Consider the following 13,472-nt stretch of genomic DNA (forward strand, 5'->3'; position numbering starts at 1 on the left):
TTGTAATGCAACAACGGCAATAGGCAATAGGGCAAGGGTAAAGGTGGGGAAGCGCTGTGGTTTAGGCGAACAGATATACCTTGATAAAGGCGACAACAACCAGCAGGCACAGCAGGGTTGCGGCAACTTCAGTGACGGTTCTTGGCAGGCTTGGCATCTGAGTTCTCATCCAGTTGGGGTGACTGGATGAGATTATGCGCACGGGAGATTAAGGAAACATTAAGGCAACGAAATCACTTATTGCCCGTTGATCCAGATGACCAGCATAAACGCCAACAGGGTCATCGCCAGCGATCCCGCCAGGTTGAGCAGCATATTGCCCAACGCCCAGGCGAAACGACCATCCTGCAGTAAATACACCACTTCCAGAGAAAAGGTGGAAAAGGTGGTCAGGCCGCCGCAAAAACCGGTGGTGATCAGCAGTTTCCAGGTCGGATCCAGGTGTGTCATCCGGGTGAATATCGCCATAGCCAGGCCGATGATAAAACCGCCCAGCAGGTTCACCGCCAGCGTACCCAGCGGGATGTGCGCATTGAGCGGGTTCATCTTCATGCTTATGGTCCAGCGCAGCACGCTGCCGAGACCGCCGCCAATAAAAACTGCCAGTAAAGAACTCAACATGGTCGAAACTACCTTTCATTCAAGGGGAAATAAAACTCAGAAAGGTTCAGGCGTAACGCTACGCACCCCTCTGAGAGGTTACGTAGACATCATCAGCCTGTGAGGGCGGTTATGGAGGAATGTCATCTCCGTTGTTCGGCACGGCTGTTTAGCTGTGCATAGGGGATGTTACACCTAGCGCAGCCCGTTTTGTAGTAGCAAAAGTGACAGAAAAAGCGGAAGTCGTCACTCTGGGCGTCAATGGCCGGGTACGGCCAGCTCCAGGCGATTGCGGCCGTTGTTCTTGGCGCGGTACAACGCATTGTCTGCGGCTTTCAACCAGTCCAGATAGCCGCTCATCTCGCCGTTATAATCCGCAATGCCGGCGCTGATGTTGAGCCGCAGTTGCGGGGCTTCGCGAAAAATGACCTCATTGAGCCGTTCCTGAATGCGCAATAACGCAATGCTGGCCTGTTCGGCGCTGGTGTTGGGCAGCACTGCGCCAAATTCGTCGCCGCCGTAGCGTCCGACAATATCTACGGCGCGCAGACCAATTAACAGTTCTTCCGCCAGCACCGCCAGCGCTTCGTCCCCCAACGCATGGCCGAAGGTGTCGTTGATGGTTTTAAAGCGATCGATATCCATCAGGATCAGGGTTGCGGTGTGCTGATAACGGCGACAGCTGTCAAATTGATGATGCAGCAAATGCTCCCAGTGGCGGCGGTTGTACAACCCGGTAAGCCCGTCACGCATGCTGATGCGCAGCAGCTCCTGTTTCTTTTCCGCCAGCCGTTTGGCGGTGCGGTAGGTGACTAACCCCAGCAGTATCGGATAGAGGTAGATCATTGGCAGGCACAGGTAGACCTGCGACGCCGTACTTTCCGGCTGAAAGGGAAAGCCCATCAGGGCGCCGATCGTCAGAGCGCCGGCCAACTGTGCCGCCAGGCCTTTGAAGAACAGCGGCTTACCCGCAGCGGCTATGTTGTTCATTCCCATCATCGATAAGATTACCACCGACGGCAAGGCGTTGAAGGCCATCATCGCCACCCACAGGCCGCCGAAAAACGAATCGATCAGCAGGTTACGGATTTCGGCCTTGAACGGCTGGGAGGAACGTCGTGCCCATTGATAGGCGAGGTGTGGCCAGATAAAGCCGTGCAAAATCAGCAGGACCCACAACCATGGGGCGGTGTTTTGGGTGTAGAAAACTGAAAATACGCACAGAGAACCTATGCCCAGGCCGACGATGCGCGGCAGATAGGTGCGTCTGGCAAAGCTAAGGCCGGATTTTCGGGTATCTATGACTGATGGCTTGTACATCCGGCAACTCCATGATGAGCAGGGTGACAGCGTACCACGCGGCTTCTAAACTCAGAATAGTCTGATTAATGCCCAGTGCGGATAAAATTGAGCCGTGGTGGGGATCTCACTCTGTTACATGTTGCTGTTGTCTTGCTCCGGAGAAAGTAGGTAAATACCCGCAGGCAAGGTTTGTTTTCTCGCTGCATTCGCAGCGCTATATGAATAAGAAGGTGAGTATGGAAGGGATCAGTATTACCAAACTTCTGGTGATTGCGGTGTTGATCATCTTGCTGTTCGGTACCAGCAAACTGCGCACGTTGGGCGCGGATTTAGGTGCGGCGCTGAAGGGCTTTAAAAAGGCCGTGGGCGACGATACCACCCCACCGCCAGCCAACACCGCAGAAAGCCAGGCCAACCCGCAGAGCGTCGAAAAGAAAGACGTTTAATCACGCTTTCTGCCAGGCAATAAAAAACGGATGCCGCGAGGACATCCGTTTTTTGCCGTTTCCGCAGGGGGAAACGTAACAAATCATTGCTGCGATTACTTCACTTCCATCCCTTTTGCCTGCAAATCGGCATGGTAGGAGGAACGAACAAACGGACCGCAGGCTGCATGGGTAAAGCCCATTGCCATCGCTTCTTCTTTCATTTCATCGAATTCGGCCGGGCTGACGTAACGCTGCACCGGCAGGTGATGACGGCTTGGCTGCAGGTACTGGCCCAGGGTCAACATGGTGACGCCATGGCGACGCAGATCGCGCATGACCTCAACGATTTCCGCATTGGTTTCCCCCAGGCCGACCATCAGGCCAGACTTGGTTGGGATATGCGGATGCGCTTCCTTGAACCGCTCCAGCAGCTTCAGTGACCACTCGTAGTTAGCGCCCGGACGCACCTGGCGATAAACACGCGGCACGTTTTCCAGATTGTGGTTAAACACATCCGGCGGCGTTTCGGTCAGAATTTCCAGTGCGCGATCCATACGGCCGCGGAAGTCAGGCACCAGGGTTTCAATCTTGATGGTCGGGTTTTTCGCGCGGATGGCAGCGATGCAGTCGGCAAAGTGCTGGGCACCGCCGTCACGCAGGTCGTCGCGGTCAACCGAGGTGATCACCACATAGCGCAGGCCCATATCGGCGATGGTCTGAGCCAGTTTCTCCGGCTCGTTGGCATCCGGGGCTACTGGACGACCGTGGGCTACGTCGCAGAACGGGCAGCGACGAGTACAGATTGCGCCCAGGATCATAAAGGTCGCGGTGCCGTGGTTGAAACACTCAGACAGGTTCGGGCAGGAAGCTTCTTCGCACACCGAATGCAGACCGTTTTTACGCATTGCGGCTTTAATGCCCTGAATGCGCGTAGAGTCGGCAGGGAGTTTGATTTTCATCCACTCGGGTTTACGCAACAGCTCCTGCCGTTCGGTGACCACCGTTTTAATCGGGATCAACGCCATTTTGTCTGCATCGCGGTATTTGACGCCGCGTTCCATCTGAATTGGTTTACTCATAATCGTGCAGGTTCCAGTTACGAAGCTCGACCTTCGGGTAGCCGAGTAAATGAACAAATTCCTGTACCAGGACGGGGTGTACGTCTTCTATGCCGACGCCGGGCGCCAGCGCGCTGACCTGCGCCATCTGCATGCCGGCGTAACCGCAAGGGTTGATACGCTGGAAAGGGGTGAGATCCATGGCCACATTCAGGGCCAGGCCGTGGAATGAACTGCCTTTGCGGATCCGCAAACCCAACGAACAGATCTTTTGCTCCCCCACGTAAACACCGGGCGCATCCGGACGGGCACGCGATTCAATGTGAAAGTGGGCGAGGGTATTAATAACGGTATCTTCGATAGCCGTGACCAGTTGGCGAACGCCAACCTTGCTGCGTTTCAGATCGACCATCACGTACATCACCTGTTGCCCCGGCCCGTGGTAGGTTACCTGGCCACCGCGATCGCTCTGGATCACCGGAATGTCACCCGGCATTAACAGATGCTCCGCTTTACCGGCCTGGCCCTGAGTAAATACGGGCTGATGCTGAACCAACCACAGCTCATCGGGCGTGGCTTCGGTTCGGCGATCGGTGAAGTTGTGCATGGCTTGGGATACAGGCTCGTAGGGCTGCAACCCCAGCTGACGCAAAATGATCTTGTCTGGTTGCAAAAGAGTCATCGTCAGGTTACAGAAGTGGTAAAGCCATTATACCGGGCGCTCTGGCCCGCGACCAGCATTTATACCCTTCATGCTTGAAGCTGCCTCTGTGTTGGCCACGCTTTCTCACCCGAATCACTTACTTAAGTAAGCTCAGCGGGATTCGGCCGCTTGCCGCCTTGATGCAGCTCCAATCCTTTTGGGATAGCTGACTCAAAATGCGCAACCCGGGCAGAGGATGCTCTGGCCCGGGTTGAAAAGCAGAGGATTGTGCTGGAATTACAGCACCATGCGGACAATTTCAAGGTTGCCCAACTCATCATATAAGGTTTCCACCTGGTCAATATGGGTGGCATTGATGGTGATGGACACGGAGTGGTAATTGCCTTTGCTGCTAGGTTTAACCTGCGGGTTATAGTCCCCAGGAGCGTGGCGCTGCACCACTTCAACCACCTGGTCTACCAGCTCGGGTTGTGCCAGGCCCATTACCTTGTAGGTAAATGAGCAAGGGAATTCGAGCAGTTCGTTCAGTTTAGTTTTCATGTGCGCTCCAGAGTGCGGCTATCGATATAGCGAGTCTATAAATTATAACTCCCGCCGGAGCGGGAGTTAATGTTAATCAGTATATGGGGGCAATTTTGCCCATTTCAACTGTTAACCGAACCAGTGGTGGAACATCAGTTTGATGTAATCGACGATACGGCTGAAGAAACCGCCTTCTTTCACTTCGTTCATCACTACCAGCGGACGCTGGTCGATGGTTTTACCGTCCAACTGGAAGTTGATGCTGCCGACAACCTGGTTTTTAGCCAGTGGCGCATGAATTTCCGGGGTGTTCAGCACGTAGCTGGCTTTAAGATCTTTCATGCGGCCGCGTGGGATGGTCAGGTAAACGTCTTTGTCTACGCCCAACTCAACGCGATCTGCATCGCCGAACCAGACTGGCTCAGACGCAAACTCTTTGCCTACTTTCAGTGGCGCAACGGTTTCGAAGAAGCGGAAGCCCCAGGTCAGCAGTTTCTTGCTCTCGGTTTCGCGGCCCTTATAAGTACGACCGCCCAGCACTGCGGAGATCAGACGCATCTGGCCTTCGGTCGCAGAAGCCACCAGGTTATAGCCCGCGGCGTCGGTATGGCCGGTTTTGATGCCGTCCACGTTCAGGCTGGTATCCCACAGCAGACCGTTACGGTTCATCTGGCGGATATTGTTGAAGGTGAACTCTTTTTCTTTATAAATCGCGTATTCGTCCGGCACGTCGCGGATCAGCGCCTGGCCGATCAACGCCATATCGCGTGCGGAGCTGTACTGACCCTGTGCGTCCAGGCCGTGTACCGTTTGGAAGTGGGTGTTCTGCAAGCCTAGCTTGCTGACGTAGGTGTTCATCAGGTTAACGAATGCGTCCTGGCTGCCGGCCACGTAGTCGGCCATGGCCACACAGGCGTCGTTACCTGACTGCAGGTTGATGCCGCGGGTCAGCTTGGAGACCGGTACGCGGTCGCCAGGCTTGAGGAACATCAGGGAAGAGCCTTTGAATACCGGGTTGCCGGTTGCCCAGGCGTCTTGACCTACGGTCACCAGATCTTCCTGGCCGATTTTGCCTGCTTTCAGCGCTTGACCGATGACGTAGCTGGTCATCATTTTTGTCAGGCTGGCAGGGTCACGGCGCGCATCGGCGTTCATTTCCGCCAAAACTTTACCGGAATTGTAATCAATCAGGACGTAGGATTCCGCATCGATCTGCGGCACGCCTGGGATCATGGTCTTGATATTAACGTCATCGGCATGCGCAACGGTGGTTGCACTCATCGCGATAACGGTGCCGAGCGCTATGCTCTTGATTAAGCGAAAAGAAGTTACTTGTTTCATGATCGAGACTACAACATCCATGAGGGTAAAGTTAAAAAACGAGCCACACTATAACAGATGAGATCCTGGCAGGCATTAGTCAATCCTCTGACTTATCACGCTTTACAAGCTTTTGCTGAAAGAAAATGTTTCAGCTAAAAATCAGCTTATCGGTCGCGATTGCCCGCCGGTCTATGTTTAGGGTGCGGCAGTGACAAAAGATTGTTGCTGCGCTTCAGTGGCCAGACGCTGCTGCAGCTGAGCTGCTTGCTGACGGTCGCTGAACGGGCCGAGCTGTACGCGGTAGACGCTGCCGTTGGCGGCAACCTTACCCGGTACGCCGAATTTTTGGCTCAGGCTTTGCTGCCAGCTTTGCGCGCGCTCGGCACTGCTCAGCGCGCCGACCTGCACCACATAGCCGCCTGTTGAAGAGGCACTGCTTGCTGCAACGGCTGCGGTCGCGACGACCGGTGCGGCAATGGCGGCGGGTTCAGGCTCTGAGCCTTCCAACACGCCGGCCGGTACGGCGCTTGGCGCGCCGAGGAAGCCGCTGCGGCTATTGCCGGCGCTGCTTGCCGGAGCCGCGTCGCCGGTGTTCAGGCTGCTGTTGTCAATCGGGCGCACGGCGGCACCGCTGGCTACTGGGACGTCCTGTTGAATGGGAGTTCCCATGCTGCTGGAGCCCAGATCCGGGCGAGCGGGCAGGGCATAGCTTTGTTTGGCGACGGTAGTGCCGATGGTGCCAGGGCCACTGAGGGTGCCATCCGGGGCAACGTTGATGAAATCAACCTTGACCTTGGTGTTGTTGGACAGGTTCAGACGATCGGCTACGGCTCGTGACAAATCGATGATGCGACCTTTGGTGTAAGGCCCGCGATCGTTAACGCGCACTACCAGTTGGCGACCGTTGGCCAGGTTGGTCACGCGTACGTAGCTTGGGATCGGCAGCGTCGGGTGTGCGGCGGTCAGGCCGTTAGGATCAAACTGTTCCCCCAGCGCGGTGGTATTCCCCCTTGCTTCTTCACCATAGGAGCTGGCCAGACCGGTCTGCGAGAAGTTCTGAGGATCTTTTACAATGCGGTAAGTGTCGCCATTAACCTTATAATCCTGCAGATTATTAGGGTTATAGGGTTCATATTGAGGCTCAACGCCACCGATTTCCACCACCGGTCCGTTATACGGCTGCTGCGGCGGCGCTTGCTGTTCCGTGGTCGGGGCGGTACAGGCGGAAAGCAATACCGCGACTACGCCGACCCAAAGCCATTCCTTACGCATTACTCACCTCTTATAAACTTTTAGACATCATTTTCCGATGCGTGTGGATCGACATGATAATGCCGAACCCAGCCATAAGCACAATCAGCGCCGAACCCCCGTAACTGACCAGAGGCAAAGGTACGCCAACTACCGGTAAAATACCACTGACCATACCAATGTTAACAAACACATAAACGAACAAAATCAGCATCAGCCCGCCGACCATCACTCGGCCGAAGGTGGTTTGCGCCTTGGCGGCGATCATCAAACCGCGGATGATCACCAGCAGGTATAGCGCCAGCAGCACCAGTACCCCGACTAGCCCCAGCTCTTCGGCCAGCACCGCAAAGATAAAGTCGGTGTGGCGTTCCGGCAGAAATTCCAGCTGTGACTGAGTACCATGCAGCCAGCCTTTACCGGACAGACCGCCTGAGCCGATGGCAATTTTCGACTGAATAATGTGGTAGCCGGCGCCAAGGGGGTCGGTTTCCGGATCGAGCAGCATCATAACGCGGTCGCGCTGATAGCCGTGCATCAGGAAGAACCACAGCACCGGGATAAAGGCCGCCAGCAGCACGGCGGCTACGGCGATCAGCTTCCAGCTCATGCCGGACAGGAATAGCACGAACAGGCCGGAGGCGGCGATCAGAATCGAGGTGCCTAAATCCGGCTGTGCGGCAACCAGCAGCGTAGGCAGGAAAATCAGTACCAGCGCAATCGCCGTATTCTTCAGCGAAGGGGGGCAGACGTCGCGGTTCATAAAGCGCGCTACCATCAGCGGTACCGCGATCTTGGCGATCTCGGACGGCTGGAAACGCACGAAGCCGAGATCCAGCCAGCGCTGGGCACCTTTACTGATCTGGCCGAAAGCGTCTACCAAAATCAGCAGTATCACGCAGAAAATATACAGATACGGTGCCCAGCTTTCATAGACCCGCGGCGGGATTTGCGCCATGACGGCCATGACGATCAACCCCATGACAATCTGGCCGATCTTGCGCTCCATCATGCCGATGTCCTGGCCGCTTGCGCTCCACATCACGAAAGCGCTGTAGACCAGCAGGGCCAGAATTAACAGCAGGAATGTGGGGTCGATATGGATTTTGGTCCAGATCGACGCTTTTTGTTGGCTTTCAGTCATGTTCTACCTTAATCACCTTCTACACCAGGCGGCAGCGGAGCCGCGTCCGGTAATTGCGTATTGTTGTCGCCCAGCAAGATATGGTCGAGGATCTGACGAGTGATCGTCCCGACCGCTGGACCGGCACCGCCGTTTTCCAGAATGATGGCGACCGAAACCGTCGGATTATCGAAGGGAGCGAAGGCCGTCATCAGTTTGTGGTCACGCAGGTGCTCTGCGAGTTTGTGGGCGTTATAGGTTTCGTAACCGAATACCTGTGCGGTCCCCGATTTCGCCGCGGCTTTGTATGGCGTACCTGCAAAGTACTTGCGTGCCGTCCCATTTGGGCGGTTGGCCACGCCATACATGCCGTCTTTGGCAATTTCCCAGAAGCCGGAATGAATATCGCCGATCTGCGTGCTCTCTTCCTGCTGGAAAGGCACCAGCACGCCATTGATACGGGTGCTCTGCAGCAGGTGCGGCGTTTTGACGTTGCCGTCGTTAATCAGGGTGGTCAGCGCCTTGGCCATCTGGATCGGCGTCGCCGTCCAATAACCCTGGCCGATACCTACCGGAATGGTGTCCCCCTGATACCAGGGTTTTTTATAGCGCTTGAATTTCCAGTCACGAGTCGGCATCAGGCCGGAACGCTCTTCTGACAGATCGATGCCGGTATATTCGCCGTAACCGAACTTGGTCAGCCAGGTTGAAAGGCGATCGATGCCCATGTCGTAAGCGACCTGATAGAAGAAGGTATCCGCGGACTCTTCCAACGCTTTGGTGACGTTCAGGCGGCCGTGGCCCCATTTTTTCCAGTCGCGGAAGCGTTTTTCCGAGCCGGGCAATTGCCACCAGCCGGGATCGAAGACGATGGTGTTCTTGGTGATCACCCCGGCGCTGAGCGCCGAAACGGAAATATACGGCTTCACCGTGGAGGCGGGTGGGTAGAGCCCTTGCGTGGCACGGTTGATCAGCGGCCGGTTCGGATCGTTGAGCAGCCCCTGGTAATCCTTGCTGGAGATGCCGTCGACGAACAGGTTCGGGTCATAGCTGGGGTTGGACACCATAGCCAGAATGCCGCCGGTGCGCGGATCGCTCACCACCACTGCCGCACGGCTGCCCACCAGCAACTGCTCGATATAGCGCTGCAGGTTGAGATCCAGCGTCAGATAGACGTCTTTGCCGGCGGAAGGCGGTTGCTCATGCAATTGGCGGATCACCCGGCCACGGTTGTTGACTTCAACCTCTTCGTAGCCGGTTTTGCCATGCAGGGTTTCTTCGTAATAGCGTTCGATGCCCAGCTTGCCGATGTCGTGCGTCGCAGCGTAGTTGGCCAGCTTGCCGTCTTTATCCAGGCGTTCGACGTCACGGTCGTTGATCTTCGACACGTAGCCGATCACATGGGTCAGGGCGGAGCCGTAAGGGTAATAGCGACGCTGGTAGCCTTTGACCTCTACGCCGGGGAAGCGGAACTGGTTAACCGCAAAACGCGCCACCTGCACTTCACTCAGGGCGGTTTTCACCGGGATAGAGACGAAACGGCGCGAGCGCTTGCGCTCTTTTTCGAAGTTGGTGATGTCGTCATCGGTCAAATCGACCACCGAACGCAGCGCCTGTAGCGTGGCTTTCAGGTCATCGACCTTTTCCGGCATCAACTCCAGTTGATAGATGGTGCGGTTGAGCGCCAGCGGAGTGCCGTTGCGATCGTAAATAATGCCGCGGCTGGGCGCGATCGGCACCAGTTTGATGCGGTTTTCGTTGGAGCGGGTGCGGTAATCCTCAAAGCGGACGATTTGCAGGTTATACAGATTGGCGATGAGGGTGCCGGTCAGCACCAGGATGACCAAGAACGCCACCAGGGCGCGGCGTACAAACAGGGCGGATTCGGCCGTATAGTCGCGAAAAGGGTTACGTTCTATTTTCATCCCGCTGCTTTATTTCACTCTGTCACTATTACCACCGGTTATTCCCGGTGGTAAGGATGATTTGTTGTAATGCTCCAGGCGCGATAGAGGCTTTCAGCCACCAGCACGCGCACTAAAGGATGCGGTAATGTCAACGGTGAGAGCGACCAACTCTGTTCGGCGGCAGCCTTACACGCCGGGGCCAGCCCTTCCGGGCCACCAATCAGCAGGCTGACGTTGCGGCCGTCCTGCTTCCAGCGTTCGAGTTGTTGCGCCAACTGCGGCGTTTCCCACGGCGTACCGGGAATATCCAGCGTGACAATGCGATTGCCTTTGCCTACCGCAGCCAGCATCTGCTCGCCTTCCTTTTCCAGAATGCGTTTGATATCGGCATTCTTGCCGCGCTTGCCCGCCGGGATTTCGGTCAGCTCAAACGGCATGTCTTTCGGAAAGCGGTGCAGATAATCCATAAAGCCGGTCTGCACCCAGTCTGGCATTTTAGTGCCGACGGCTACCAGTTGCAGTTTCACCGCTTAGCTCCAGAGTTTTTCCAGCTCGTACAACTGACGGCTCTCTTCTTGCATCACGTGAACGATCACGTCACCCAGGTCGACAACGATCCAGTCGGAGGCTTCCTGGCCTTTCATGCCGAACAGTTCCATACCGGCGGTGCGGGCTTCCTGCACCAGGTGGTTGGCGATCGACATCACGTGACGGGTAGAGGTCCCGGTGCAGATGATCATGCAATCGGTGATGCTGGATTTGTCTTGTACATCCAGAGCGATAATGTCTTGGCCTTTCAGGTCATCAATTTTATCGATGACGAAATCTTGGAGCGCTTTACCTTGCAAAGGTTCCCCCTCGGGTGTGTTCTGTTCATTCGACTGCGGCGGGCAACTTGCCCGTTTTGCGGCCTGAATCAATGATAAGTCGGCAGGATGCCGCTGAAAGCCAGCTGGTGACTGCCCGGCCAGCTAAGGATTCCGGGGTTTTCAGCGAATACCTGAAAAATAGCGGCGCAGTATATCACGCGGCTGTTGCTAGCGATATAAACCCTGTAACTCGATATAGCGCTGTACTGAACGCGGCAACAGGTCGTCACAGTTGAGTCCCTGATGGCGGCGCTGACGAATTTCCGTGGCCGAAATCTCCAGCTGTGGCGTATCGGCCAGATAAATAAATCCGTGAGGATGCCGGCTGAGCTGGGCGGGATCGCTCACCTGATGTTGCTCCAGCCACTGCTGTAACTCAGGCGTATCCATGCGATCGTTGTAACCAGGGCGAGCGAGCACCAGCAGATGACAGGTATCCAGCAGCGACTGCCAGCGGTGCCATTTGTGCAGCGTCAACAGCGAGTCCTGGCCAATGATAAACGCCAGAGGCAAGGCGGCGCCACGTTCTTTACGAATGGCTTCCAGCGTCTCGATGGTATAGGAAGGGGTGGTGCGATGCAGTTCACGATCGTCAACAGCAAACAGCGGGTTACCGGCAATGGCCAATTCCACCATTTTCAACCGTTGCTGAGCGTTCGCTTCGGGCTGAGGGCGGTGCGGCGGAACATGGTTCGGCAACAGCGTAACCCGGTTCAGACCAACCTCTGCGGCCAGCGCTTCCACCGGCCGCAGATGCCCGTAATGGATAGGGTCGAAGGTGCCGCCAAACAGGGCGTGCAGAACGGGAGTGCCTTGCGGATTAGTGGACATCTGAAAAACTCGTGGCCAGAGGTTTGCCGCACAGCAGCATCGACAGGGTTTCCAATTCAGACCAGACCGACTGGCCGTAATCCTGCTTAAGGGTGATTTCTATCTGCGCCAGCAGATGAACCGCTTGCCGCAGCTGGGCGCCGGACAGCCGTTGCAATGCCTGAGTTACCAGGTTACGGCGGTTTTGCCAAACCTTGTATTGATCGAACAGCGTACGCAAAGGCACTGTCGCCATGCGGCGTTGCAGGTTGAGCAACTGCAGCAGTTCCCGTTGCAGGGTTCGCAGCAGGATCACTGGCTCGACATCTTCCTGCTGCATCTGCTGCAGGATATGCCAGGCGCGTTTGCTTTTTCCGGCCAACAGGGCGTCCAGCCAGTGGAATGGCGTGAAGTGGGCTGCATCATTTACCGCCAGTTCAACGCGCGGCAGCGTGAGTTTGCCATCCGGGTGCAGCAACGACAGCCGCTCCAGCGCCTGCGACAGCGCCAGCAGGTTGCCTTCGTAGCAGTAACACAGCAGTTGGTTTGCCGCGTCGTCCAGTTCCAGCTTCAGGGTTTTGGCACGTTGGGCGACCCAGCGGGGGAGCTGCGCCTGTTCCGGCGTCTGGCAACTGACGTAAGCGCCGTGCGGGCTGAGCGCCTTGAACCAGGCACTGTTTTCTTGCGCTTTGGTCAGGCGTGGCCCACGCAGCATCAGCAAAATGTCGTCATGCAGCAGTGCGGCCAGTTTGATCAACTGTTCGCCGATCGGTGCCGTCGGCCCGTTCTCAGGGAAGATCAGCAGCAGCGTCTGACGGCTGGCGAACAGGCTCATGGCCTGGCAGATGCTGAAGATGGCATCCCAATCGGTATGGGCGTCGAGCGAAATGCTGTAATGCTCGGTGAACTGCTGCTCTTGGGCCGCGTGGCGGATCAGATCCTGGCTTTCCTGCAGTAACAGCGGCTCGTTGCCGGTCAATAAATAACAAGCGCGCAGCCCCTCTCGGAGCTGCGCGGCAAGTTGTTCAGGGTAAATACGAATCATTGATCTACGCGACTTGCCGCTTTTTCACCGGCGGCAGCGGCTTTCTGTTGGGTTTCTTCTTCCGCAGCGTGCACCGTCAGCAGCTTACGTACCAGCTGTTGGGCGGCCTGCTCGCGCATTTCCTGGCGAATAATGTCCTGTTCGGAATCTTTTGCCAATGCGGTCAACGGGTTATCGAAGAACGAACGGAAAACTTTAACGTTTAGCGGATACAGATCGTGACCCGGGATCAGCACCTGTGCCTGAACGGTCAGTACCATTTGGTACTCAGCGGTTTTACCGTCCTGGAAGATAGAGGCGGTATCCTGGCTCTCCGTGGCGCCAATGATGCGCAGGGAAGGGAGATCCTTACGCTTGGCATCCTTGACGATGGTCACGTCGCTGAGACGTAACTGCTCACGCACCGCGCGGGTCAGCGGACCATAAGGGTCCGAGCTGTCCAGCAGCAGCGTCTTCATTTCCGAAGGGACCTGCGTGGTACCACGCAGGTGAAAACCGCAGCCGGCGGTGACCAGCACCGCCAACCCCAGCAACAACGTCAGAATACGATGTCGCACAACGCCTCCTTGT

15 protein-coding genes and 1 riboswitch are annotated in these 13,472 nt (G+C 56.3%); of the genes, 1 reads left to right on the top strand and 14 read right to left on the bottom strand.

Annotated elements, in window-relative coordinates:
• Positions 1–237: 237 nt before the first annotated feature.
• Together crcB and M2407_RS00795 are read right to left on the bottom strand one after the other, a co-directional pair.
• Entirely contained in the window at positions 238–621 is a 384-nt protein-coding gene (crcB, locus tag M2407_RS00790) for a fluoride efflux transporter CrcB (RefSeq protein ID WP_259216550.1), read from the bottom strand.
• 76 nt (positions 622–697) lie between these two features.
• Positions 698–760: riboswitch (Fluoride riboswitch) on the bottom strand.
• Between the two features lie 98 nt (positions 761–858).
• A complete protein-coding gene (locus M2407_RS00795; RefSeq protein WP_259216551.1) occupies positions 859–1,920 on the bottom strand; it encodes a diguanylate cyclase in 1,062 nt (353 codons plus the stop codon).
• A gap of 218 nt (positions 1,921–2,138) precedes the next feature.
• On the opposite strand from M2407_RS00795, the gene tatA reads away from it, so the two are divergent.
• Positions 2,139–2,348 carry a Sec-independent protein translocase subunit TatA gene (tatA, locus tag M2407_RS00800; RefSeq protein ID WP_020825610.1) on the top strand — a complete coding sequence of 70 codons (210 nt, stop codon included), beginning with the start codon at positions 2,139–2,141 and terminating at the stop codon, positions 2,346–2,348.
• A 95-nt stretch (positions 2,349–2,443) separates the two neighbouring features.
• Here the strand turns inward: tatA and lipA are convergent, their stop codons facing one another.
• From lipA to lptE, 12 genes are all read right to left on the bottom strand, one after another.
• The gene (lipA, locus tag M2407_RS00805; RefSeq protein ID WP_020825611.1) at positions 2,444–3,409 is read right to left on the bottom strand and encodes a lipoyl synthase; all 966 of its coding nucleotides are present in this window, start codon (positions 3,407–3,409) and stop codon (positions 2,444–2,446) included.
• The gene (lipB, locus tag M2407_RS00810; protein ID WP_020825612.1) at positions 3,402–4,070 is read right to left on the bottom strand and encodes a lipoyl(octanoyl) transferase LipB; all 669 of its coding nucleotides are present in this window, start codon (positions 4,068–4,070) and stop codon (positions 3,402–3,404) included. Before lipB ends, lipA begins: the two co-directional genes overlap by 8 nt.
• Before the next feature lie 258 nt (positions 4,071–4,328).
• Positions 4,329–4,592, bottom strand: a complete 264-nt coding sequence (gene ybeD, locus M2407_RS00815) for a DUF493 family protein YbeD (RefSeq protein WP_020825613.1) — start codon at positions 4,590–4,592, stop codon at positions 4,329–4,331.
• A gap of 111 nt (positions 4,593–4,703) precedes the next feature.
• Positions 4,704–5,915, bottom strand: a complete 1,212-nt coding sequence (gene dacA, locus M2407_RS00820) for a D-alanyl-D-alanine carboxypeptidase DacA (protein WP_020825614.1) — start codon at positions 5,913–5,915, stop codon at positions 4,704–4,706.
• Positions 5,916–6,092: 177 nt separating this feature from the next.
• Positions 6,093–7,169 carry an endolytic peptidoglycan transglycosylase RlpA gene (rlpA, locus tag M2407_RS00825; RefSeq protein ID WP_259216554.1) on the bottom strand — a complete coding sequence of 359 codons (1,077 nt, stop codon included), beginning with the start codon at positions 7,167–7,169 and terminating at the stop codon, positions 6,093–6,095.
• A gap of 10 nt (positions 7,170–7,179) precedes the next feature.
• Positions 7,180–8,292 carry a peptidoglycan glycosyltransferase MrdB gene (mrdB, locus tag M2407_RS00830; RefSeq protein ID WP_020825616.1) on the bottom strand — a complete coding sequence of 371 codons (1,113 nt, stop codon included), beginning with the start codon at positions 8,290–8,292 and terminating at the stop codon, positions 7,180–7,182.
• Between the two features lie 8 nt (positions 8,293–8,300).
• The gene (mrdA, locus tag M2407_RS00835; protein ID WP_020825617.1) at positions 8,301–10,196 is read right to left on the bottom strand and encodes a peptidoglycan DD-transpeptidase MrdA; all 1,896 of its coding nucleotides are present in this window, start codon (positions 10,194–10,196) and stop codon (positions 8,301–8,303) included.
• 38 nt (positions 10,197–10,234) lie between these two features.
• Positions 10,235–10,705 carry a 23S rRNA (pseudouridine(1915)-N(3))-methyltransferase RlmH gene (gene rlmH, locus M2407_RS00840; RefSeq protein ID WP_004949595.1) on the bottom strand — a complete coding sequence of 157 codons (471 nt, stop codon included), beginning with the start codon at positions 10,703–10,705 and terminating at the stop codon, positions 10,235–10,237.
• Positions 10,706–10,708: 3 nt separating this feature from the next.
• Entirely contained in the window at positions 10,709–11,026 is a 318-nt protein-coding gene (gene rsfS / locus M2407_RS00845; protein WP_020825618.1) for a ribosome silencing factor, read from the bottom strand.
• 189 nt (positions 11,027–11,215) lie between these two features.
• Positions 11,216–11,878, bottom strand: a complete 663-nt coding sequence (gene nadD / locus M2407_RS00850; protein WP_048759491.1) for a nicotinate-nucleotide adenylyltransferase — start codon at positions 11,876–11,878, stop codon at positions 11,216–11,218.
• On the bottom strand, positions 11,868–12,902 hold the full coding sequence (gene holA / locus M2407_RS00855) for a DNA polymerase III subunit delta (RefSeq protein ID WP_130015901.1): 1,035 nt from the start codon (positions 12,900–12,902) through the stop codon (positions 11,868–11,870). The genes nadD and holA overlap by 11 nt, the downstream gene beginning before the upstream one ends.
• Positions 12,899–13,459 (bottom strand): LPS assembly lipoprotein LptE, encoded by a 561-nt coding sequence (gene lptE / locus M2407_RS00860; RefSeq protein ID WP_020825621.1) that lies wholly within the window; start codon positions 13,457–13,459, stop codon positions 12,899–12,901. Before lptE ends, holA begins: the two co-directional genes overlap by 4 nt.
• Positions 13,460–13,472: the final 13 nt, after the last annotated feature.

Source organism: Serratia sp. BIGb0234, from assembly GCF_024809915.1.
Classification (GTDB): Bacteria; Pseudomonadota; Gammaproteobacteria; order Enterobacterales; family Enterobacteriaceae; genus Serratia; species Serratia liquefaciens.

Coding starts and splice junctions, on each gene's coding strand:
- lipA (WP_020825611.1), bottom strand. CDS start 3,409: ATGAGTAAACCAATTCAGATGGAACGCGGCGTCAAATACCGCGATGCA.
- M2407_RS00795 (WP_259216551.1), bottom strand. CDS start 1,920: ATGTACAAGCCATCAGTCATAGATACCCGAAAATCCGGCCTTAGCTTT.
- dacA (WP_020825614.1), bottom strand. CDS start 5,915: ATGAAACAAGTAACTTCTTTTCGCTTAATCAAGAGCATAGCGCTCGGC.
- mrdB (WP_020825616.1), bottom strand. CDS start 8,292: ATGACTGAAAGCCAACAAAAAGCGTCGATCTGGACCAAAATCCATATC.
- holA (WP_130015901.1), bottom strand. CDS start 12,902: ATGATTCGTATTTACCCTGAACAACTTGCCGCGCAGCTCCGAGAGGGG.
- tatA (WP_020825610.1), top strand. CDS start 2,139: ATGGAAGGGATCAGTATTACCAAACTTCTGGTGATTGCGGTGTTGATC.
- rlpA (WP_259216554.1), bottom strand. CDS start 7,169: ATGCGTAAGGAATGGCTTTGGGTCGGCGTAGTCGCGGTATTGCTTTCC.
- mrdA (WP_020825617.1), bottom strand. CDS start 10,196: ATGAAAATAGAACGTAACCCTTTTCGCGACTATACGGCCGAATCCGCC.
- lipB (WP_020825612.1), bottom strand. CDS start 4,070: ATGACTCTTTTGCAACCAGACAAGATCATTTTGCGTCAGCTGGGGTTG.
- crcB (WP_259216550.1), bottom strand. CDS start 621: ATGTTGAGTTCTTTACTGGCAGTTTTTATTGGCGGCGGTCTCGGCAGC.
- nadD (WP_048759491.1), bottom strand. CDS start 11,878: ATGTCCACTAATCCGCAAGGCACTCCCGTTCTGCACGCCCTGTTTGGC.
- ybeD (WP_020825613.1), bottom strand. CDS start 4,592: ATGAAAACTAAACTGAACGAACTGCTCGAATTCCCTTGCTCATTTACC.